This is a genomic window from Dysgonomonas sp. (assembly GCF_035323175.1).
Lineage (GTDB): Bacteria > Bacteroidota > Bacteroidia > Bacteroidales > Dysgonomonadaceae > Dysgonomonas.
The window spans coordinates 456,394-477,540 of sequence record NZ_DAOKYH010000002.1 but is presented as its reverse complement, the minus strand read 5'-3'; the positions used below and the strand labels follow the sequence as shown (position 1 = coordinate 477,540).

Annotated in this window: 19 protein-coding genes and 4 tRNA genes; 13 read left to right on the top strand and 10 right to left on the bottom strand. The window is 36.9% G+C overall.

What is annotated here, in order from left to right; genetic code table 11:
- Positions 1 to 22: 22 nt before the first annotated feature.
- The 3 genes from PKC55_RS05100 to PKC55_RS05090 all read left to right on the top strand — a co-directional run bounded on the left by PKC55_RS05100 (position 23) and on the right by PKC55_RS05090 (position 778).
- Positions 23 to 508, top strand: a complete 486-nt coding sequence (locus tag PKC55_RS05100) for a Rieske (2Fe-2S) protein (protein WP_135103735.1) — start codon at positions 23 to 25, stop codon at positions 506 to 508.
- Between the two features lie 105 nt (positions 509 to 613).
- Positions 614 to 686: transfer RNA gene (locus PKC55_RS05095), tRNA-Gly, on the top strand.
- Between the two features lie 8 nt (positions 687 to 694).
- Positions 695 to 778 (top strand) — tRNA-Leu (locus tag PKC55_RS05090).
- Between the two features lie 90 nt (positions 779 to 868).
- Here PKC55_RS05090 and PKC55_RS05085 read toward each other — a convergent pair.
- Complete coding sequence (locus tag PKC55_RS05085; protein WP_283686218.1) at positions 869 to 1,153, bottom strand: hypothetical protein; 285 nt, start codon at positions 1,151 to 1,153, stop codon at positions 869 to 871.
- 65 nt (positions 1,154 to 1,218) lie between these two features.
- On the bottom strand, positions 1,219 to 2,193 hold the full coding sequence (locus PKC55_RS05080) for a type I restriction enzyme HsdR N-terminal domain-containing protein (RefSeq protein ID WP_324372129.1): 975 nt from the start codon (positions 2,191 to 2,193) through the stop codon (positions 1,219 to 1,221).
- A gap of 615 nt (positions 2,194 to 2,808) precedes the next feature.
- Here PKC55_RS05080 and PKC55_RS05075 point away from each other — a divergent pair.
- Positions 2,809 to 3,330 (top strand): lipocalin family protein, encoded by a 522-nt coding sequence (locus tag PKC55_RS05075; protein WP_324372127.1) that lies wholly within the window; start codon positions 2,809 to 2,811, stop codon positions 3,328 to 3,330.
- 105 nt (positions 3,331 to 3,435) lie between these two features.
- Here PKC55_RS05075 and groL read toward each other — a convergent pair whose 3' ends face one another.
- The 3 genes from groL to PKC55_RS05060 form a co-directional block, all read right to left on the bottom strand.
- Positions 3,436 to 5,067 (bottom strand): chaperonin GroEL, encoded by a 1,632-nt coding sequence (gene groL, locus PKC55_RS05070; RefSeq protein ID WP_135103738.1) that lies wholly within the window; start codon positions 5,065 to 5,067, stop codon positions 3,436 to 3,438.
- 28 nt (positions 5,068 to 5,095) lie between these two features.
- On the bottom strand, positions 5,096 to 5,365 hold the full coding sequence (locus tag PKC55_RS05065) for a co-chaperone GroES (protein ID WP_006842334.1): 270 nt from the start codon (positions 5,363 to 5,365) through the stop codon (positions 5,096 to 5,098).
- A 163-nt stretch (positions 5,366 to 5,528) separates the two neighbouring features.
- On the bottom strand, positions 5,529 to 6,542 hold the full coding sequence (locus tag PKC55_RS05060) for a L,D-transpeptidase (protein WP_324372124.1): 1,014 nt from the start codon (positions 6,540 to 6,542) through the stop codon (positions 5,529 to 5,531).
- A gap of 348 nt (positions 6,543 to 6,890) precedes the next feature.
- Here PKC55_RS05060 and PKC55_RS05055 point away from each other — a divergent pair, with 348 nt between their 5' ends.
- Positions 6,891 to 7,976: a TlpA disulfide reductase family protein gene (locus PKC55_RS05055; RefSeq protein ID WP_135103740.1), complete on the top strand. Its 1,086-nt coding sequence runs from the start codon at positions 6,891 to 6,893 to the stop codon at positions 7,974 to 7,976.
- Between the two features lie 97 nt (positions 7,977 to 8,073).
- Positions 8,074 to 9,183 carry a TlpA disulfide reductase family protein gene (locus PKC55_RS05050; protein ID WP_291126471.1) on the top strand — a complete coding sequence of 370 codons (1,110 nt, stop codon included), beginning with the start codon at positions 8,074 to 8,076 and terminating at the stop codon, positions 9,181 to 9,183.
- A 68-nt stretch (positions 9,184 to 9,251) separates the two neighbouring features.
- Here PKC55_RS05050 and PKC55_RS05045 read toward each other — a convergent pair whose 3' ends face one another.
- Positions 9,252 to 10,238, bottom strand: coding sequence for an adenosine kinase (locus tag PKC55_RS05045; protein ID WP_291126449.1), 987 nt, complete (start codon positions 10,236 to 10,238; stop codon positions 9,252 to 9,254).
- Between the two features lie 83 nt (positions 10,239 to 10,321).
- Here PKC55_RS05045 and PKC55_RS05040 point away from each other — a divergent pair.
- A tRNA-Asn gene (locus PKC55_RS05040) sits at positions 10,322 to 10,395 on the top strand.
- 32 nt (positions 10,396 to 10,427) lie between these two features.
- Positions 10,428 to 10,501 (top strand) — tRNA-Asn (locus PKC55_RS05035).
- Between the two features lie 58 nt (positions 10,502 to 10,559).
- On the opposite strand, the gene PKC55_RS05030 is transcribed toward PKC55_RS05035, so the two are convergent.
- Both PKC55_RS05030 and PKC55_RS05025 read right to left on the bottom strand, forming a co-directional pair.
- Entirely contained in the window at positions 10,560 to 12,932 is a 2,373-nt protein-coding gene (locus PKC55_RS05030) for a DUF5686 family protein (RefSeq protein ID WP_324372120.1), read from the bottom strand.
- Between the two features lie 190 nt (positions 12,933 to 13,122).
- A complete protein-coding gene (locus PKC55_RS05025) occupies positions 13,123 to 13,572 on the bottom strand; it encodes a type I restriction enzyme HsdR N-terminal domain-containing protein (protein ID WP_291126353.1) in 450 nt (149 codons plus the stop codon).
- A 78-nt stretch (positions 13,573 to 13,650) separates the two neighbouring features.
- Here PKC55_RS05025 and PKC55_RS05020 point away from each other — a divergent pair, with 78 nt between their 5' ends.
- The 3 genes from PKC55_RS05020 to PKC55_RS05010 are packed head-to-tail and all read left to right on the top strand — an operon-like array spanning position 13,651 to position 16,408.
- Positions 13,651 to 14,430 carry an AMP nucleosidase gene (locus PKC55_RS05020; RefSeq protein WP_135103745.1) on the top strand — a complete coding sequence of 260 codons (780 nt, stop codon included), beginning with the start codon at positions 13,651 to 13,653 and terminating at the stop codon, positions 14,428 to 14,430.
- Positions 14,424 to 15,431 carry a DNA polymerase III subunit delta gene (holA, locus tag PKC55_RS05015; RefSeq protein WP_291126355.1) on the top strand — a complete coding sequence of 336 codons (1,008 nt, stop codon included), beginning with the start codon at positions 14,424 to 14,426 and terminating at the stop codon, positions 15,429 to 15,431. Before PKC55_RS05020 ends, holA begins: the two co-directional genes overlap by 7 nt.
- Before the next feature lie 11 nt (positions 15,432 to 15,442).
- Positions 15,443 to 16,408 carry an alpha/beta hydrolase gene (locus PKC55_RS05010; RefSeq protein WP_291126357.1) on the top strand — a complete coding sequence of 322 codons (966 nt, stop codon included), beginning with the start codon at positions 15,443 to 15,445 and terminating at the stop codon, positions 16,406 to 16,408.
- A 21-nt stretch (positions 16,409 to 16,429) separates the two neighbouring features.
- On the opposite strand, the gene PKC55_RS05005 is transcribed toward PKC55_RS05010, so the two are convergent.
- Complete coding sequence (locus tag PKC55_RS05005) at positions 16,430 to 17,842, bottom strand: ATP-dependent DNA helicase (protein ID WP_291126388.1); 1,413 nt, start codon at positions 17,840 to 17,842, stop codon at positions 16,430 to 16,432.
- 83 nt (positions 17,843 to 17,925) lie between these two features.
- On the opposite strand from PKC55_RS05005, the gene PKC55_RS05000 reads away from it, so the two are divergent.
- Complete coding sequence (locus PKC55_RS05000) at positions 17,926 to 18,735, top strand: DUF3822 family protein (protein WP_291126359.1); 810 nt, start codon at positions 17,926 to 17,928, stop codon at positions 18,733 to 18,735.
- Positions 18,732 to 19,277 carry an RsmD family RNA methyltransferase gene (locus PKC55_RS04995; protein WP_291126361.1) on the top strand — a complete coding sequence of 182 codons (546 nt, stop codon included), beginning with the start codon at positions 18,732 to 18,734 and terminating at the stop codon, positions 19,275 to 19,277. The genes PKC55_RS05000 and PKC55_RS04995 overlap by 4 nt, the downstream gene beginning before the upstream one ends.
- A 589-nt stretch (positions 19,278 to 19,866) precedes the next feature.
- Here PKC55_RS04995 and PKC55_RS04990 read toward each other — a convergent pair.
- Positions 19,867 to 21,126, bottom strand: a complete 1,260-nt coding sequence (locus tag PKC55_RS04990; protein WP_291126363.1) for a DNA recombination protein RmuC — start codon at positions 21,124 to 21,126, stop codon at positions 19,867 to 19,869.
- Positions 21,127 to 21,147: the final 21 nt, after the last annotated feature.

Below are 21,147 nucleotides of genomic sequence, written 5' to 3'. Positions count from 1 at the left end.
GTTGATAACGTTTTATAAGAAGATGAAAAAGATAAAATATATAGTGTTGATAGTTGTGTTGGTGTTTGTAACTTTCTCTTGCGGAAGTGATGAAAGTTTGAATACTATTCCTATTGAACCCGTAAGATTTGAAGTTAACTTAATAAAATCTCCGGACAAGAATCTGCGAACACCCGGGAATATTGTGACATTTACTCAGCCAAGGCTGGCTACGGATATGATTGGATACTCAGGACTGCTTATTGTTTGTAGTGCTGTACCTATAACTAGCAGTGTCTATCAATTGTATGCATACGATCTTTGTTGCCCCTACGAAAAACAACGACCGATAAAAGTTGTGCCACAGAGTGATGGAACTGTAAAGTGTTCCCATTGCGGTAGTGTCTTTGAGATATTTAATGGTGTAGGAAATGTAAAGTCGGGACCGGCTAAAGATAATCTTCAGACTTACTATGCTCGATTTTCTAATACAGGAGATGGAATTTTTCAAATTACACGTAGAAATTAATCCTGATAAACTTTGTAGAAAGGAAAACATTTTTTACATTTGCACTCGCTAAACGGAAAAGGCTTCCAAAATGTTGGGATTATAGCCTTGGATATAGCAGTAATTGCGAAAGTAGCTCAGTTGGTAGAGCACGACCTTGCCAAGGTCGGGGTCGCGGGTTCGAATCCCGTCTTTCGCTCATAGGCTGCTCGGATGGTGGAATGGTAGACACGCAAGACTTAAAATCTTGTGACCATTACGGTTGTGCGGGTTCAAGTCCCGCTCCGAGTACAATTTATGTTTTTAAACGCTTGATTATCAGTAGATTTTCAAGCGTTTTTGTTTTTAGGGTAATGCTAGGGGCAACGAACGATGAGATTTTTATTTATCCTCATCAAAAAGAAGTTCCCTTTCTTTAAGTTGTTTATTCAGAAGTGCATTTTCAGCAATAGTGGCTATTGCATAACCCAATCCAAATAAAAAGAACCCGAAAAACAAAATTATCAAGGAAAGTGCAATCATATCCCAATGGATAATTGCATTGTATGCTTTATCTGTCCACCATGAAGGAATAAGCATAAGTGCTACCAAAACACTAACACCAAGAAAAATGCCACTTGAAGCCCTTAGTGTCTTTATACCGGAATTGCTGTAATTTAATTGCATAGTATTATTTTAATTTTTCTAACATTACTTTTATCACCTCTCGATCTTCTAACATGATTTGTAAACTATATCAGCTCCGCATAGAAGTCTTTCAGTCGATCTCTGCTGATGAGGTTGTAGAGTTCCACAAACCGCTCTTTCAGTTCTGCACGTTGACATTCGAATAAGACTTTGTAGCTGCCGAAATTTGGCATAATGTCGAGTACTTGGATTATACGGCTGTCTGTTATCAATCCGAACTTACAGCCCGTCCAAATAGCATAGCTGCGAGCTTGTCTTTGAGCCTTCTCTATCTCTACTTGCTTAGTTAGCCTATGTTCTTTCTTTGCCTCAACGATAAGCAAAGGCTGAGTAGATAACTCTTCTGCATTACTCGCAAACAGGACGAAGTCGGTCTCTAACGATATTTTCTTAGAGCCTTCCGCCCCTTCTACTATCATGCCGTCGTAGCGGTCGTCTTCGCTGTAACCTAACCGAGTAAGTAAGGGTAGTATAAATTTGTTTTCTACTTCTTTCTCTGTGCGGAACTCTCTATTTTGAAGCTTGTCGAACCATCCGTCAGCGTTCCAGTCATGCGATGGGGTATAGTCATAGTAAATGGGTGTTATAGAGGTTTTTGTTGCGCTCTCTAGTTCTACCTTTTCTTCGGCATAACCTGTCCTGATTGTTTCCTCTTTTGCTTGTATTAGCCTCCCTGTAGAGACTTTTCCGTTTTGTTTATACTCTTTGGCAATAGTTTGTAAATCTGATAAGGTTGTATTTTTTTCCGAGTAAGGCAATTTTTCCATTATCCGGTTGTAGTTCTCCTCATTGACTTCATCCGCTCTCAGTAGTCGCTTTACGTCAAAAGAGTAGGAAGCATTAAACTGTTGAGTAGCACTAACTAGTGCAATCGTATTCTCGCTCTTATTAGCGATTAGGTATACTTTGGGGGAGGTTAAGTAACAGACCAAATCACCGACATTTGCCTGCCAAATAGATATGTGCTCAAATCCGTCTTTCGTCAACTTCGTGTTCTTCCTTTCTGCTGTTTTTGCCATAGTGATATACAGTTGTATTTGCGCCTTCTGTTCCTCAAAAGCCGATTAGTATTTAGTTAAAACAAAAAGCTGAGACTTAACTTCTTAGCATTTGGGGTGTGTTCAAATTCCACATACACAGCGCAAAATAACTTAGCACCATGACGTAGGAATCTACTTCTTATTCCCGTGTATGTTCGTTTAATTGGTCGTTTTCCGAATCATAGAATAAAAGCTAACTCTTTTATATTTTTTTCAATAATATTCTAGTGTAAAGATAATGATATTTTGGAACAAAGGATAAAATTATGCTGAATACCAATTAAGGGGGGTAGAAATAAAATTACGTTTCTTGCTGGCTCGATGAAACTTCTATTTGCTGATATAAGAAGGCAACTCTTTGTGACTTATTTAAGTTTGTGCACTCTTGTGTGTTGTTCTCGTTGCCTATGGCATTTTGTTGATAATTATGATTGTGTGGGTTTAACTCTCACTTTGAGTATTTGTTGAGTGTTAATTGTTTGTTTAAAAGGTGGCTAGTATTGTTTTTTCTTTTACTAGTTTGCACAACATTTCTCTTTCAAAAACAATTATTGTATATCTGTTGTTTTTATAGATAGGTTATAAGTATGAATTATGAATCTCAAATTTCCGTTTATTGCAATCATTATGATTAGTTTATTTGCATCGTGTACTGGTATTCCTAAAAATGCAACAGCAGTTAAAAATTTTGAAGTTGAAAAGTATATGGGACGGTGGTACGAGATAGCTCGGTTCGATTTTCGGTTTGAACGAAACTTAGATAACACCACAGCTGAATACACCTTGAATGAAAATCAAACAGTCGGGGTGCTAAATCAAGGGCACGATTACATCAAGGATACTTGGAAATCGGCAAAAGGAATAGCTAAATTTATCGGTACTAAAGATGAAGGCAGGCTTAAGGTTTCTTTCTTCGGCCCGTTTTATGCATCGTATAATATAATCGCTTTGGATAAGGATTATAAATATGCGCTTGTTGTGGGCAAAAACAAAAAATATATGTGGATTCTTTCACGAACTAAAACTATCCCAGATGATGTAAAAAACAACTATCTTGATTTGGCTAAAAAGCTAGACCTTGATATTGATAAGTTGGTTTGGGTAAATCACGATTGAGCATAGGAAGCAGTATATAAAAAAGAACCGATGGATCAAGATCCATCGGTTCTTTTTTATATAAGTCCTGTCAACCTTTGTCAGTTGAGGCAATCGAATGATTAATTACATCATTCCGCCCATTCCGCCACCCATTGGAGGCATTGGAGCAGGGTTTTCTTCTTTCTTGTCAGCGATGATGCACTCTGTAGTTAAGAACATACCTGCAATAGAAGCTGCGTTTTCAAGAGCTACACGAACTACTTTAGCTGGGTCGATAACTCCGGCTGCATTCAGATTCTCGTAAACATCTGCACGAGCGTTGTAGCCGAAATCAGCTTTTCCTTCACGTACTTTCTGTACTACAACAGCACCTTCTTTACCGCTGTTAGCTACAATCTGACGAAGAGGTTCTTCGATAGCACGCTTAACGATTTCGATACCGGTAGTTTCGTCTTCATTTTCACCTTTTAGGTCTTCTAGAGTGCTAATAGCACGAATGTAAGCTACACCACCTCCGGGAACTGTACCTTCTTCGATAGCTGCACGAGTTGCAGAAAGAGCATCGTCAACACGGTCTTTCTTTTCTTTCATTTCTACCTCTGACGGAGCTCCTACATAAAGAACAGCTACACCACCTGCCAATTTAGCAAGACGTTCCTGTAGTTTTTCTTTATCGTAGTCTGATGTTGTTTTTTCCATTTGTGCTCTGATTTGAGATACACGAGCAGCAATAGCATCTTTCTCGCCTGCACCGTTTACTATAGTGGTATTATCTTTATTGATAGTTACCTTGTCAGCGGTACCAAGCATATCTATAGTAGCAGCCTCAAGTTTGATGCCTCTCTCTTCTGAGATTACGATACCACCTGTAAGGATAGCGATGTCTTCAAGCATTTCTTTACGACGATCACCAAATCCTGGAGCCTTAACCGCAGCAATCTTCAAGCCTGCGCGAAGACGGTTAACTACGAGTGTAGTCAATGCTTCTGAGTCGATATCTTCTGCAATGATTAGCAATGAGCGACCTGACTTAAGAGCAGATTCAAGAATAGGAAGAATGTCTTTCAATACTGAAATCTTCTTGTCGTGAATCAAGATATATGGGTTTTCAAGATCAGCTTCCATTTTCTCTGTATCTGTTACAAAGTATGGAGAAATATAACCTCTGTCAAATTGCATACCTTCTACTACATCCACATAAGTTTCTGTACCTTTTGCTTCTTCAACAGTGATAACTCCTTCTTTCTTTACTTTGCCCATAGCTTCAGCGATCAGCTTACCTATCGTTTCGTCGCCGTTTGCAGATATCTTAGCTACGTGCTCTATCTTCTGTAGGTCATCACCTACAGCTACAGCCTGAGACTTGATGTTTTCTACTACTTTTGCTACAGCTTTATCGATACCACGTTTCAAATCCATTGGATTTGCTCCAGCTGTAACGTTCTTAAGACCAACGCTAACGATAGACTGTGCCAATACTGTGGCAGTAGTAGTACCATCACCCGCATCGTCGTTTGTTTTAGAAGCTACTTCTTTTACAAGTTGAGCTCCCATATTCTGGAATGCTTCTTCCAGTTCTATTTCTTTTGCTACTGTTACACCGTCTTTTGTGATGTGAGGTGCTCCAAATTTCTTTTCGATGATTACGTTGCGACCTTTTGGTCCAAGGGTTACTTTTACTGCATTAGCTAATGCATCAACACCTTTTTTTAGCTCGTCGCGAGCATCTATGTTAAACTTAATCTCTTTAGCCATAATGTTATGTTAATTAAAACTGTTAGTATTAAATAATTGCAAGAATATCAGATTGACGCATAATAAGGAAAACTTCACCATCAAGTTCTACTTCTGTTCCGGCGTATTTGCCATAAAGAACCTGATCTTTTGGTTTTACTATCATATCTTCGTCTTTTGTTCCGTTGCCTACTGCAATAACTTCACCTTTTAGAGGTTTTTCTTTAGCTGTATCCGGAATAATGATACCTCCCACGCTTTTTTCTTCGGCTGCAGCCGGCTTAACAAGCACTCTGTCTGCTAATGGTTTAATACTCATGATTCTTAAATTTTTAATAGTTATATATTAATTTATTTTATGTATTCTGTTTAGATATTAGCGAAATGCGTGCCAAAATGTATTTCTGTCAAAACAGCAGAATCATAGAAATGACAAACTGACAAGTAGTCATTCTCGCTAGAGTGTTTTATTAAAATAGAAATTATTCTATAACAAAGATGATGGTTTCTTCTGTCGGCGCCCAGTCATATACAAATTTTGCATGCGATGTCGCATTGCGTACACACATGTGTGAGCGGGGGGTAGTACCCAGCGAAGGGCTGTATTCTATGAATGTGGTACTTGGTGCATTCACCGGAATACCGTGTATATATCCACCATTTGTAAAGCGATTGGCATAAGGAGCAAAGCCTCCTGTTTCTGTTGTGCCATCGACAAGGAAAAACATCTTTACTTTTTTCTCTTGGAGTACAAATAGCCCCAGTGGGGTTTCTTGCTGATATGGCGGTTTATGTAAACCTGTTGTGGCAGGATTCATACTTCTTACAATCCATTTTTTATCTACTTTCTCGAGAGTGACAATATTCTCATTGTTGCGATCAACAAATATTGCATGTTTAAATTGTACGGTATCATGAATTGGTTTTACATATTTCTGAGGAACAAGCCATAACTCTTTGGAGTCCGTTGTAGTTATTTTTCTAAAACTCCCGACATTGTCTTTGAATAGTTTTACCAAGGCACCGTCTCTGCCATAACGTTCTCCTGTAACAGTATCCGTGGGAAGAAAGAGAGGAATCCCTTGAAATCGTTCTACCCCTAATGTGTCGGCAATGCGTTTGTATTCATTCCTTTTATATTTCTTTACTAGAGGAGCTTCACCATTGTTATTCCGATAATTTTGTAAAATCCCCCAAGCGAAAAATTCTTGTTGGAAATTTTCTAGAATAGCCAAGCCTTGTTTGATCTTCTCCCATTGGAACTGCCGTGTTGTGTCACGATATGGGTATGTGTCTTGCAGGGTGTATTGGTCGTAAATAAAGTCCTTTTCTATGGTAATATCTTTGGCTTTTATCCTCTGCATTTTTTGAGCATTCTTCATCAAGAGAGAATCCTGACGTAATTGGCTGAGAAATGAGTCTTGTCCGGTTTTTTCGGAACAAGAATTAAATATAAATAAACAAACGAAAAATAAAGAAATTGTTGTCGCTTTCATCAAAACGTAAAATGTTTCTTGAAGTTTATATGATATAATTTAAATACCGACATTTCATTTTTGTCACATATGATACAAACAATAAAAATGCCTGATTGTTCGATGTTTATATCTACACGTAAAACAAAAAGTAACAAAGGTAACACTTATTTGCTGAATTTAGAGTGTCACTGTTTTTATATCGAACCATCTCTTTATGAGATAATTTTAATCGGTCAAAATACAAAATAAATGAAAGCTAAAAGTTGCAGTATCACATCTTTCGCTTTTAAGTATTAAGTGTTAAATAAGCAAGATTATGAACTATTTACTTATCTTTGCTTGATATTTACTTAATACCTCTTATTAATGAAAAAAATCATATTTCTCTTTTTATCAACCCTTGCAATCTTATTCGTTTCTTGTCAGGGCAATTCTTATTCCATAGAAGGAAAGTTTTCAGATAATTCATTCGACACCAAAGTTGCATATTTACAAAAAATAGATAGTATCAACTCTCAGAAAGCAACAGTAATCGACTCCGCAACCATCTCTGATGGAAAATTCAGTTTTAAAGGAACAGCCGATGAGCCTATGATGGGATTTGTATCTGTCGGCAAACTAGAGAATGCAGATAATGACACACCGATAGGAACACTGATATTAGAACCGGGTAATATCAAAATTACATTTGATAAAACAAACGTAACTCTTGGAGGAACACCCAAGAATGACGAGTTTAATAATATACACAAGGTAATGAACACTCTTACCGATAAGATATCTAAAATTACGCCTCAGGATGCGAACAACCCTGCAATAAGAGCCGAAGTAGATACTTTGCAAAAACAATTACAGATGTCGACTTTCAATTTTGCAAAGGCAAATATTTCGAATAAAGCCGGTGAGTTTTTATTTTATTCATCAGCAAAATCATTTAGCAAAGATCAGCTAAAAGAATTGATAGCAGCCAGCGACAGTACATTCCGAAACAGAGATGAGATCAAGGCATTGGTAAAAGAATTGGACAGAGTGAAACCTGAAGTAGGTAATCCATACAGCGATGCTCAATTGATAGATCAAAGCGGACAAATGGTATCCTTGTCTGACTATGTAGGCAAAAATAAATTAGTCTTGATCGATTTCTGGGCTTCATGGTGCCAGCCATGTATTCAGGAAATACCAAATCTTATAAAAACTTATAATGCATACAAATCTAAAGGTCTTGAAATAGTTGGTATATCAGTTGATGATGATAAAAATAAATGGACTGCAGCTGTCCAAAACTATAAAATGACTTGGGTTCAATTGGCAGATGCAACAACAATGGCATCGCAATTATACGGAGTGCAAAGCATCCCGCATACATTACTTATAGATCAAAATGGCGTTGTTATAGCCACCGATTTAAGGGGTAAAGAATTGGAAGATAAAATAGCTGAAATCCTAAAATAATCTTTAAGGTATAAACAATAAGAGTTTTGTCTTTGTTTTAAACGTAACTCTTAAAAAATTAAGATATACTATTTATTAACCACTATTTTGATTTAGAATGAAGAAAATAATTTTGTTTCTTGCAGCAATTGCGATATTTGCTACATCTTGTGTAGAGAAAGATGCTTTTACCATTAAAGGTAAATTACCGAATGGTACGTATGACGGACAACAAGTATATCTAAAGACTTTAGATGAGAATTGGAAAGACCTTGTGGCTGTTGACACAGTAGATGTTGTTGACGGAGAATTTGTTTTCAAAGGACTAGCCAAAGACGGTGCAAAAATACATTTCATCTCATTGGATGATGCACCTGACAATATGAACAGACCTGTTTTGGTGATAGTGGAACCCGGACAGATAGAAGTTTCTCTGGATAGCATTTCTACAGTAAAAGGTACTCCTTTGAATAATGCTTGCCAAGCGTTTAATACAAAGAGCCAGGCTATAGAAAATGAAATGATGTCTATCTCTTCCAAGTTGAGGGATGATTCAACGAATACAGCCAATAAAGCTGAACTTGAAAAACAGTATGAAGACAAATATAATGTTTGGACAAAAGAGACTTTCGACTTTGTAAAGGAAAATATACAAAACCAACTTGGAGTTTATTTCTTATCTCGCAACTTTTATCGCTTCTCTGCCGAACAGCTTAATGAGCTTATTCCGTCTATTAAGCCTGAATATAAGTCTATAGCCAGAATACAAAAGGTAGAGAAAGTAGCCAAAGCTCTTGATGCAACGTCTGTAGGGAAAACTTTTACCGATATAAAAGGTAAAACTCCGGAAGGAAAAGATATAGCATTAGCAGATTTTGCAGGTAAAGGAAAATATGTCTTGGTAGATTTCTGGGCTTCATGGTGTCCTCCATGCCGTGCCGAAATGCCAAAACTTGTAGAACTTTATAAGCAATATGGTGCCAAAGGAGTTGAGATCGTAGGTATTTCTTTAGATAAAACAAATGAAGACTGGGTGAAAGGAATCAAGAACCTGAATATTACATGGCCTCAAATTTCAGATCTTAAATTCTGGGATAGTGAAGGTGCTGCAATTTATGGTGTGTCTTCTATTCCTCACTTGATGTTGTTAGACAAAGATGGTAAGATATTAGCCAGAGGTCTGAATGCTGAAGAAGCAACTAAAAAGATAGAAGAACTCTTGAAATAATAAAAGAGCCGATCATAAATAAAAAAGCCTGTTTGCAAAAACAGGCTTTTTTGTTACTCAATAGTATTTTATAATACGCTCTTTATTTTTTCGATCTCGTCATCTATATCATTCCACTCGTTGTCGCCCACTTTAGCCCCTATCTTTTGAATTACATATGCGGCTAGTAGAGTTCCTATTTGCCCACTGATAAAAAGTGAATGGTTTTGTATCAGTCCATATATAAATCCGGCTGCATATAGATCTCCTGCTCCCGTTGTATCTACACAGTTTACTTTGTATGCGGGAACAAATATCTTTTCGTCTCCTTGTTGTATCCACGATCCTTTGTCTCCAACTTTCACTATAGCTATATCTGTTTGTTTAGCTAATAAAGAGACGGCTTCTTCGGCTTCTACATTCAATAGGGCTTTTGCTTCCTCTTCGTTCGCAAAGACGATGTCTGTGTACGTAGGGATGATGTCTAGAAGAAATTGACGGTTTGCTTCCACTACATTATAACTGGCAAGGTCAAGTACAACTTTTGCTCCTGCTTCTCTGGCTAATTCAATTGCTCTGCGGATCAGTGCATGACTTTGTACCAGATATCCCTCAATGTAGAAATACTTGTAACCTTCAAAATCGGCTGTTTTAAGCTCTTCTGCATCCAATAGGGCAGCAGCACCTAAGTATGTACCAAAAGTACGCTCTCCGTCCTTAGAAATGAACGTAGATGCAACACCCGAAGGTTCATCAACCTCGGTCAGGTGAGATTTGATCTTGTATTTATTTAAGTCTTCTTTAAAGAAGTTTCCATAAAAGTCTTTTCCTACCTTTCCCAGAAAGCCGGTTTCTATTCCCAAACGGGATAAACCTACAATTGTATTCGATGCAGAACCGCCTGATATAATATTCTTTTTTAATTTATTTATTTCACCCGATAATATTTCAAACTTCTTGTCATCTATAAGCTGCATGCTACCTTTCGGTAGTTCAAGGAGTTCTAACATCTTATCGTCTTCTATAATTGCCAAAACATCCACTAAGGCATTACCCATTCCTAATACTTTTGCCATTCTTCTTCGTTTTTTTTTGCAAAGATATTGCATAATTCAGAAATAAGGTCTATTTTTGCGTCACTTTTGAGAGAAACAAACACTCTTCCTTAGCTCAGTCGGTTAGAGCATCTGACTGTTAATCAGAGGGTCCTTGGTTCAAGTCCAAGAGGAAGAGCAAAATAAACAAGATTTCTTCCAAAAGTACATTCTTCCTTAGCTCAGTCGGTTAGAGCATCTGACTGTTAATCAGAGGGTCCTTGGTTCAAGTCCAAGAGGAAGAGCAAAAAGAGTTACATGAAAATGTAACTCTTTTGTTTTTTATATAGATACCTGAAATGATTAATCTTTCAATAGCAGAAGAGACTGAAGATTTAAAGAGAATCTGACTCCTGCCGTTTTGTAATCGAAGTTGTTGAAAGAAGAAAATACACCCATCCCAAACAGTCTTGTAATATTTATTGAATACCCGATCTCTGAATAAAACTTTATGTCGGGAGTATACAATGTCTTAAAGTGTAGTCCTTCAAAAAACGGTTTCCCTTGTAGAAACGAGAGGCGTTTGAGTAAAAAATATTGACTGGCATAATTGAATGAGAGTGTAACCCAGTAATGGTTTGCCTGCAATTCATAATTATCGAGCAAAAGAAATGAGTCGAACAACGAGCCCAGGTTGAAAACAAGGTCGGGTGCACCATAAAACTGGTAATCGGCAAAGTGCAAGTTTTTTCTAGGACCCACAAAAGCTCCTGCTTCAAACTTATAGTCTAGTTTATCGAAATAATTCAATCGGATATTTTGCACAGCTCCGCCTTTTATTTTTCGATATTGTGAATTGTTCGTTTGCCAAGAAGAGAAACCCTCTTCATACTGAAGATGAAAAACAAGGGGCGATTCATTATTCTGGATTGTATAGTTTGCAAACGGAACATAAGAGAGTCCCACAGAATAATATGTTCTGTCGAAACGCTTATCGGGGTTTATATTCGGTGTGATATTGTCTCTTTCTATAATCGTAAAATCTGTATTGTTATTTAATCCTGCCCGTCTTTCAACTCCAAGCCCGACTGTTAGCTTTAGCTTCTTTGTCAGATCTATATCATTATTTACTGAGACATAATCTTTCTGATAGAAAGAATTGTAGTTTTTACCTAGAAACAAAGAACTGAAATAGTTATTATATCGCGTTATGCTTAAGCTATTGAAATCGGCAGTATGGGAACCGATGGAGAACTTTAGTTTTCCTGCTCTTTCGGGCAAGTAGTTATACGTAAAGTCGCTTCCCCCTATAAGCCGATGTCTTGCTGTCGTATAGTATATGTAAGGGCTGATTTCGAGTTGTTGATCTTTGTCTATTTGCGATTTGAGATAAAAGCGATTTCCGAGCCAGAAACCATCCACATAGTTATAATCTCTGAATATCATTTTCACACCACCATATCTCAACGACCACTTGCTAGAGTCATTTCCTAAAAAATAATCTCCCAGCAAAGCTTTTCCATACCAAGGCTTAGATGCTATTCTTTCTTTTAACCTGAAGTGATCGAGAATCTCCAATCGTTCTGTATTTACAGGAAACATTCTTATACTGTCCCAAAATGTTGAATCTTGAGTATAAGCATCTTTGTTAAATGTTATTTTGTCATTGATTTTTGGTCGTTCATCTCCTCTGCTTATAACACCTTTTGCTTCTCCGCCATTATCTATCTTCTTATATTTTAGAGATGTCAGATATGTAACGTTTCCCTTATTTCCTAATATATTGATGCTTATATCAGTTTGATATGTAATCGGAAGGTTAGGGTGGCCATCAATTGTCTGATATGTGATTTGATTAACAGTTTCCAGACCTTGGAATTTTCTATACAACTTAGCACAGGTTATATTACCGTCATCTGTAATGTACAAGTCGCCGTTCAGTAATTTGTAATCATCATATCGTGGAACAACCTCTATCTTGTTGATGACTTTGCCATCTTCCAAGTAATAGCCTTTATATTTGAATTTATAATAAGACGATACTCTCCTCCCTAAAGGAGAAATACTGCCATTGAACCAATCGGAGAATAAAGATTCACTGAGAAGCCCTATCGCTCCTCTTGTATTCATCGCATCAGCGATATTTCCAGTGTATCCATTTACTTGAATTTTGTAGCTATCGGGTGCTGTATATTTTACTGTACAGTTGATTTCCTGATGTATGATCTTATTCTCGAGATCAGACACATTTAAATTCTCTATTTTCTTTACGACTGTATTTGTGAGCTCTGTTATTCTGGTTAATGTTAAGTTACCTTTGATGTAGGCATCAGCATCGTACGATGTGTAAGATGCCGCTTTTCTTGTTACTTTGTTTAGTATATCGTTTCCTGTCAGTTCTATTTTCCTATCGGTATTTTGATATTCATAGAATGGATATGGTATGAGTGTAATCTCTACTTCACACGCTTTATCCTTTTGAATAGAAATAGACTGTTTCTGCGCTTTATATCCTATCTGTCTATAAACAAAAGTGTAGTTTCCCGGTGGAAGATTGATCTGGAATAATCCCTCATTGTTGGTCATCAATCCCTTTTTTTCTTCTTCTATATAGATAGAAGTATATGGGACAGCGACTCCTGAGGAATTTTTGACAAAACCTTTAAGGTATTGAGAAAAGACCTCACATGGGTATAAAAATAACACAAAAACAACTAAAGCAAGGGTAAGCTTCATCCTTTGATTTCCATAATAAACTATCACCCTTCAAAATTAATATTATTGTAGAATCAAAGAACTTTGCTTATTGTCAAACTTAGTCAACAAGAGAAATTATAACATTTTATCACATTTTTGTGACAATAAGAGATGAATACGACTTGCTTTAAAACTAGTAGTATTGTTTTAAAATGTAGTCTGGTGTTTATTATAAATCAGTGTAGTTAGGGATATCCGATAGGTATTTGAATGACTGTTTATCATAGTTCATTATGCAGCAATAATGATTCAGACCATTGGACACGATCAGATATTTAACTTTCAATACAATGTTATACCTTACAATCTGATCAAAGACTTGTTGTGTGATATCTACATCCGGTGCCTTATATTCTATAATCATCAGGGGGGATAAATCACGATTATACACTACCGAATCGCAGCGTCTTTTTAGCTTGTTAAGATCTATCTGAACTTCGTTTGCAATTAGGGCTGCGGGATAGCCTTTTTCTTTTAACAAAAAGTTCACAAAATGTTGCCTGACCCACTCTTCGGGTGTCAATGCTACAAACTTACGCCGTAAAGGGTCTAAGATAGAGAGTTTTCCACCTATCTTTTTTACATTTATATCGAAGGACGGTAAATTTAACTCTAACATTTGCTACCTTTGTTAAATCCGCATATCAAATAATAAGGGATAGTGCTTGTTTATTAGACGAACAAAAGTAGAATTTATATGAAAACAAAACAAGAAATTGTAGCAAATTGGCTGCCACGCTATACGAAAAGACCACTCGAGCAATTTACAAAATATATATTATTAACCAACTTTGCCAAATACGTAGAAGTTTTTGCTCATCACTTTAATGTCCCTATTTTAGGATTGGATGGTAATATGCCAAATGCCTCGGCAGAAGGAATTACAATTATAAATTTTGGAATGGGTAGCGCCAATGCTGCTACTATAATGGATCTGTTGAGTGCAGTAGAGCCCGAAGCTGTACTTTTTCTTGGAAAGTGTGGAGGGCTGAAAAAGCATAATAATTTAGGGGATTATATATTACCGATAGCGGCTATCAGAGGAGAAGGAACATCGAATGATTATCTTCCACCCGAAGTGCCGTCTTTACCTGCTTTCAGCCTTTTGAGATCGGTATCCTCTACGATACGTAACCATAATAAGGATTATTGGACAGGAACGGTATACACCACAAACCGGCGTGTCTGGGAACATGATGACAAGTTTAAGGAATATCTTCTTCAGATACGAACGATGGCTGTAGATATGGAAACTGCAACACTGTTTACTTGCGGCTTTGCAAATCAGATACCCACAGGGGCATTACTCTTAGTGTCGGATCAGCCAATGATTTCTGATGGTGTAAAAACGGAGAAAAGTGATAACGTTGTCACAAAGAATTTTGTAGAAGAGCATGTCATAGTGGGTATCGAATCGCTAATGACTTTAATTAATAACGGAGAAACAGTAAAACACCTACGCTTCGAAACATGGTAACATTTGAGCAGATAGTTACAGAGATTAAAGCACGAAAGTACAGACCCGTATATCTTTTTATGGGTGATGAGTCTTACTATATAGATGAGCTTACAAATATGCTGACCGAAACCGTTTTGCCTGAAGAGGAACGCGATTTTAATCAGAGTATACTGTATGGGATGGAAACGAATGTTACAGCCGTGATAACAATGGCTCGCAGTTATCCGATGATGTCAGATCATCAACTCATTGTAATCAAAGAAGCTCAAAACCTAAGTAAAATAGAGGAGCTCGAAGTATACGTAAAGAACCCGTTAAAATCTACTATACTTGTTCTTAATTATAAAGGAGGCTCTCTTGATAAACGCAAAAAGCTATATGCCGAGATAGACAAAAACGGAGCCATTTTTGAGTCGAAGAAAATACCGGAGTATAAGATTCCGGCATTTATTACTTCCTATATATTATCAAAAGGTTTGAGCATCGATCAGAAATCTGCACAGATGTTGTCTGACTATCTGGGGAATGATCTGAGTAAGCTGACAAATGAGATCGCAAAACTGTTAATAGCTATACCGCCCGGGCAGATGCGTATTACGGCAGACCTTATTGAAGAAAATATAGGCATCAGTAAAGATTTCAATAATTTTGAATTGCTAAATGCGATTATAAATAAAAACATATTTAAGGTAAATCAGATTGCCGACTATTTCGAGAAGAATCCGAAGAACAATCCGATGATTATGACCATGTCGGTACTCTTTAACTTTTTCAGCAACCTGATGATTTGTTATTGGGCAAAAAATAAAACAGAGCAAGGGCTTGCAACCGAACTTGGACTTAGAAATCCCTATCAGGCTAAAGACTACGTTATTGCCTTGAAGAATTATAATGCGTTTAAGTGCATGGAAATTATTGGTCTCTTACGTATATACGATGCCAAATCAAAAGGCGTTGATAACAACTCTGCCCCTGACGGGGAATTACTGAAAGAATTACTATATAAAATAACTCACTGAATTTGTACATTATGGGAAAGAGAATAATAACATCATTGCTTGTTTCGCTATTTGTCTCTATTTCATTGTTTGCTGATGGATATATTGACAAGCAGACGTACGTGTATTCTGTAAAAGATGGTAGCTCACTGAAGCTGGATAGATACTATCTTAAAGATGAGGAAGCAGTAACTGTAAAGGTTACTCCTTGTATTGTTTTTATGTTTGGAGGTGGTTTTGCTGCCGGTGAACGTGATGGAGAACAGTATGTGGATTATTTTCACAAGCTGGTAGAAAGAGGATATCAGGTTGTATCTATCGATTATCGGCTCGGAATGAAAAATATAGGTGATGGCTCGCAGATAGATCCGATGCGTTTTGCAGCACTATTGACCAATAGTATAACGATGGCTGTAGAGGATCTTTTTGATGCAACGACCTTTGTTTATAATCATGCTGAGGATTGGAATATCCAAAAAGATGAGATTATTACAAATGGTTCGAGTGCCGGAGCTGTTGCCGTTCTGCACGGAGAATATGCAATATGTAATAACAGTAAGCTTGCAGAGAGACTCCCTCAAGGGTTTAATTATGCAGGGACAATTGCTTTTGCCGGAGCTATCTTTAGTACAAGTGGAGATTTGAAATGGCAAACAGCACCCTCGCCTATACAGATGTTTCACGGAGATGCCGACAGGAATGTTCCATTTGATAAGACTGAAATGCTTCAGGTTGGGCTGTATGGATCGAAACATATTGCAAAACAGCTTCAAGAATTAAATACCCCATATTATTTCTACAAAATAGAAAATGCTGCACATGAAATTGCCGAACGACCGATGAAAGAAAATATAAATGAGATCTGCTCATTTATTGATAAGTTGATTATAGGTAAAGGCAACCTAATAATAAATACAGGTGAGATGGAAATCGACAAACCCGAACTGAAAAAAGATTTCGACTTAATGGATTATATAAAAGCAAACTTTGGAGGGTAGCTTTTTAATCGTTATCTCATTTTATACAAACTCGTCGGGAAGATTTACTAAATACAGTTTCTTCCCGGCTCGGGTAATTGCCGTGTAGAGCCAACGATAAAAATTTATCCCTAAGTGTTCTTCCGAAATATAGCCTAAGTCAAGAAAAACGGTACTCCATTCACCCCCTTGTGCCTTATGGCAGGTGACAGCATAAGCGAATTTTACTTGTACCGCATTATAAAAAGGGTCGGTTTTAAGTTTTTTCATTTTACCTGCCTTTGTAGATATATCAGAGTAATCTTCTAATATATTTAGGAATAATTCTTCTGCACGCTCACGAGGTAAACCCGAAACATCAGAGTAAAGCGTATCCATAAGTATCTTGATTTCGAATTCTATATCATAATCGAGGCTCCTAACCAAGACATCACAAAAGCGGAATCCATACAATTCTTGTTCACGGCGAACACGAAGCACTTCTACTATTTCACCATTCGCTAAGAAATCTATTCCTTCTATGTTTTCTGTCCAATAATAATTGTTTTTGGTGATCATCAGCATATCTCCCGCCGATAATTCCTCCTCTCTGTATAGAATCCTGTTGCGTACCCCCTGATTGTAGATGTTGCATCGCTTATTGGAGCGGGAAACAATCATCGTATTGTCTAGCCCTTCTCTATCATAAGATGCGGATATCTCATCGATAAGATCTTCTCCGTTGATACGTACAATGTCCTCAAAATTATCGAGTATGAGCTTAGGATATGCTCCCGTTTCTCCCTTGCTCAACAGATTACGTATATTGGTGGCATTATAAAGGATGCCGGAACTTTCAGCTTGTCGCACGATCTGTGACAACATAGCCTCATGAACATCGAGTCCATAACCTTCGAGTACAGCCGTTTGCAGGGCAGGGCTGTCTTCTTCCATAACGGGTGGCAACTGTGCCGAGTCGCCAATAAGCAGTAAGCGGCAGTTTTCGCCTGAATAGACATAATGAATCAGATCATCGAGCAGATGCCCTGTACCAAAGAAGGATGCATCCATTCCACTGTTGCTGATCATAGAAGCTTCATCCACAATAAAAAGTGTGTCTTTATGCAGATTATCCATCAGTCCAAAGCTTCCAAAGTCTCCTGCATACTTCTGTTGTCGGTATATTTTCTTGTGAATGGTAAAAGCCGGATGGCTGGCATAGGATGAAAATACTTTTGCTGCTCGTCCCGTAGGAGCTAGCAATACTGTTTTTTGCTTAAACTCAGTCATTGTTTTCACTAAGGCTCCCAGCAAGGATGACTTTCCCGTTCCTGCATATCCCCGCAACAAAAACAGAGTCTCTTCTTTTTGCAAAAATAAGAAGTTTACGATCCTCTCCAAGGCTTCATTTTGTTGGCTTGTGGGTTCGAATGGGAAATTCTCTATTATTTTACTGCGGAAGAAATCATTGATCATAGCGGAAGGAAATGGTGAATTGAAGATCAAAAATAGCAGATAAAAATATCTTTTTCTAACTTTGTGTATAGAAATACCAAAATATGTTTTTACCGGAAAGTATAGACCTCGGACAATCAGATAGATATGTGTTGTCGATACGTATAACGCCCTATAGCTTTATGTTCTCTATTTCAGATCCAGAGACAAAAGAGAACTATTGTCTGCGTGAAACATCTTTTTCGATGAGCGATAACCTTCTGGCAAATATTCAACGGATCATTTTTGATTTTAATTTTCTTACGCAGGAGTTTAAGCAGACGAATGTCATTTTCGTTTCTTCAAGCTATGATCTGATTCCTGCCCGATATTTTGATCTTAAGGATAAAGAGCATTTGTATAATTTTACCCATGTTGAGAAAGCAAGCCATCTATCTACGGGTTTTATCAAAAACCAGGATGTGACTACATTGTTTAATTTGGATAAAGATATTTTTGACTTTCTATCCAGAAGCCTTTGGGCTCCGCACTTTTTTCATCATACTAATTTGCTTATCAATTACTTTGAAGATAAAAATAAGCTTAAAGGGAATGCTTCGAGAATGTATTTAAACTTTCACGATAATTTCCTTGATATTATTTGTTTTACCGGGCCAAAGTTGGTTCATAGCTTAACATATACGAATGAACAAATAACAAATCAGCTATATTATATTCTTAAACTTTGGGAGCAATGCAGATTCAGTCAACTGGATGATTATCTCTTTATAGTCGGTAATCCCGATCTGCAATTGGTGAAACTTCTGCAACAATATATAAAAAACATTGAGCAACAGAATATTCCAAGTGAGATTTTCTTGTGGAATGAAGACGCTCAAAAAGCTCCATTAGACTTACTAACATTATCATTATGAGAATTATCAGTGGGAAATATAAAGGGCGTAGATTTGATCCTCCCAAAAGTTTCAAAGCACGTCCTACAACAGATTTTGCAAAAGAAAATATATTCAACGTCCTGAACAACTCTATAGACTGGGAAGAAACTATAGCATTAGACCTTTTTGGAGGTACAGGCAGTATTAGTTTCGAATTGGTTTCGCGAGGGTGTCCACGTGTTGTATGTGTAGAGAAAAACTTTGCTCATGCTTCATTCATCGAAAAAACAAAAGCGGAATTACAAATACAATCGGAGCTAATGCTCTCCAAGATGGATGTATTCAGTTATTTGGTGCATTGTAAAGAGCAGTTTGATTTTATTTTTGCCGATCCTCCTTATGATTTAAAGCATTTTGAAGATGTGCCTAAGCTTGTATTTGAAAAAGAATTGATAAAGCCGGGGGGAATATTTATTCTAGAACATTCTAAGGATTATAATTTCTCTAATTATCCTTTATTCGAAGATCAACGAGTATATGGAAGTGTGAATTTCAGCGTATTTAGGAATGGTTCTATATAAAAAAGAAAAGGTTGTCATCTCGACAACCAATCTTCATTGTTAACCTTAAATCTAATACCATGAAAAACACAGTACAAAGATAGTGTATTTTTCATGTTGTAAAACATATTGTATAGTTTTTTTTAATCATTTTTTTCTATATTACAATAAATGTATATTATAACGTATAATTAACGTTATATAAAACAATAACTTAGCGAATTTTACCCCGATGATAAGGATTCTATCAATACCTCAATTTTTTTTATAAAGACTTTATTTGTAAATATCGTTTCCTCTTAATCTAATAGGATAGGAGATGGTTTGTTCTGTAATATTCTCTTTATGTGTTGTTTGTCTGTGTATTTTTTTTGTAATTTATTCCCTGAATTTATGCTCGATGAAAAATTCAGTGATGAGAAAGGAGGTCTAAATTATATCTTTATAGAATGGATAGTATATAAAAAAGAAAAGGCTGTCATCACGACAACCAATCTTCATTGTTAACCTTAAATCTAATACCATGAAAAACACAGTACAAAGATAAGTGAATTTTTATGTTGTAAAACATGTTTCACTATTTTTCTTTATTCGTTTAACTCTATTTAACTTATTCGATACTGTCTGGTAGTTCTTTTTGAGCTTTAACTCCTAGATCTTTAAGCATTTCTGCCTGTCGTATGAGATTTCCATTACCTTCTTTCAATTGAGACAGAGCTTTATCGTATGCTTTCTGAGAACGTTCTATGTTTTTTCCTACATCTTGAAGCGTTTCTACAAAGCCCGCAAACTTATCGTATAAGGCAGCTCCTCGTTTGGCTATCTCTATGGCATTGCGGCTTTGGTATTCACGTTTCCACAGGTCGGCTACTACTTTTAATGAGGCTACCAAGTTTGTAGGACTGATTAATAAGATACGTTTGCGATAAGCATAATCCCACAAGGTGGAATCAAGCTGCATCGCTAATATATAAGCCGGTTCGTTAGGAATAAACATCATCACAAAGTCGAGAGATTCTACATAGTCCTGATATGCTTTTTGGCTCAGTTCATCAATATGTTGTCTTACAGAAGTAATATGTTCTTTTTCGGCAGAGATTTTTACTGCATCTATTTCAGCTTCCACATACTTAATGTAGGCACTCAGGGATACTTTGGAGTCTATGATAATTTTTCGTCCACCGGGATAAACAACTGTAACATCAGGCTGCATATATTTATTTTGCGTGTTCTGAATACGTGTTCCGTTTTCGTCAGTGATAAATTCCTGTGTGAAATATTCTTCCCCTTTTTTGAGTCCCGATTTTTCTAATATAGACTCCAGAATCATTTCGCCCCAGTTACCCTGTATCTTATTGCTGCCTTTCAGTGCTTTCGTTAAGTTATTAGCATCTTCGCTTATCTGATTATTCAGAGCAACCAGATCTTTGATACGTTCTTCGAGCGAAAAACGCTGCTTCGATTCTTTATCGTACGTTTCTTCTACTTTTACTTTAAACTCAACCAGTTTTTCGTTCAGGGGTTTCAGTATAGCCTCCATATTCGCCTTGTTCACATCGGTGAAGCGAAGGGTTTTTTCTTCCAATATCTGTGTCGCTAATATTTGAAAATCTTTATTTAGCTGAGTCCGGGTATTCAATAACTCTTCTTGCTGAATGCGTAATTGTTCTTCTCTGGACTGTAGTAAAGCTTTATTTTCTGCAATCTCTTTCACATGCTCTAATTGAGCCATTTGTAAAGACTCCTTATCCCGAGTTAAGCGAACAACTTCTTCTTTCAGTTCAGATTCTCTCTGCTTATTGTTTCTTTGGATTAAATAAATGACAATTGCAGCCAGGATCAATATTACGCCGGCATAAACTAATTCCATATTGATTTGTTTTAAAAGAAA

Bases quoted from the DNA above. Each gene is read 5' to 3' on its own strand.
- holA (WP_291126355.1), top strand. From the start codon at position 14,424: ATGGTAACATTTGAGCAGATAGTTACAGAGATTAAAGCACGAAAGTAC.
- PKC55_RS05065 (WP_006842334.1), bottom strand. From the start codon at position 5,365: ATGAGTATTAAACCATTAGCAGACAGAGTGCTTGTTAAGCCGGCTGCA.
- PKC55_RS05085 (WP_283686218.1), bottom strand. From the start codon at position 1,153: ATGCAATTAAATTACAGCAATTCCGGTATAAAGACACTAAGGGCTTCA.
- PKC55_RS05075 (WP_324372127.1), top strand. From the start codon at position 2,809: ATGAATCTCAAATTTCCGTTTATTGCAATCATTATGATTAGTTTATTT.
- PKC55_RS05020 (WP_135103745.1), top strand. From the start codon at position 13,651: ATGAAAACAAAACAAGAAATTGTAGCAAATTGGCTGCCACGCTATACG.
- PKC55_RS04995 (WP_291126361.1), top strand. From the start codon at position 18,732: ATGAGAATTATCAGTGGGAAATATAAAGGGCGTAGATTTGATCCTCCC.
- PKC55_RS04990 (WP_291126363.1), bottom strand. From the start codon at position 21,126: ATGGAATTAGTTTATGCCGGCGTAATATTGATCCTGGCTGCAATTGTC.
- PKC55_RS05045 (WP_291126449.1), bottom strand. From the start codon at position 10,238: ATGGCAAAAGTATTAGGAATGGGTAATGCCTTAGTGGATGTTTTGGCA.
- PKC55_RS05030 (WP_324372120.1), bottom strand. From the start codon at position 12,932: ATGAAGCTTACCCTTGCTTTAGTTGTTTTTGTGTTATTTTTATACCCA.
- PKC55_RS05025 (WP_291126353.1), bottom strand. From the start codon at position 13,572: ATGTTAGAGTTAAATTTACCGTCCTTCGATATAAATGTAAAAAAGATA.
- PKC55_RS05000 (WP_291126359.1), top strand. From the start codon at position 17,926: ATGTTTTTACCGGAAAGTATAGACCTCGGACAATCAGATAGATATGTG.
- PKC55_RS05050 (WP_291126471.1), top strand. From the start codon at position 8,074: ATGAAGAAAATAATTTTGTTTCTTGCAGCAATTGCGATATTTGCTACA.
- PKC55_RS05100 (WP_135103735.1), top strand. From the start codon at position 23: ATGAAAAAGATAAAATATATAGTGTTGATAGTTGTGTTGGTGTTTGTA.
- PKC55_RS05080 (WP_324372129.1), bottom strand. From the start codon at position 2,193: ATGGCAAAAACAGCAGAAAGGAAGAACACGAAGTTGACGAAAGACGGA.
- PKC55_RS05055 (WP_135103740.1), top strand. From the start codon at position 6,891: ATGAAAAAAATCATATTTCTCTTTTTATCAACCCTTGCAATCTTATTC.
- PKC55_RS05060 (WP_324372124.1), bottom strand. From the start codon at position 6,542: ATGAAAGCGACAACAATTTCTTTATTTTTCGTTTGTTTATTTATATTT.
- PKC55_RS05010 (WP_291126357.1), top strand. From the start codon at position 15,443: ATGGGAAAGAGAATAATAACATCATTGCTTGTTTCGCTATTTGTCTCT.
- PKC55_RS05005 (WP_291126388.1), bottom strand. From the start codon at position 17,842: ATGATCAATGATTTCTTCCGCAGTAAAATAATAGAGAATTTCCCATTC.
- groL (WP_135103738.1), bottom strand. From the start codon at position 5,067: ATGGCTAAAGAGATTAAGTTTAACATAGATGCTCGCGACGAGCTAAAA.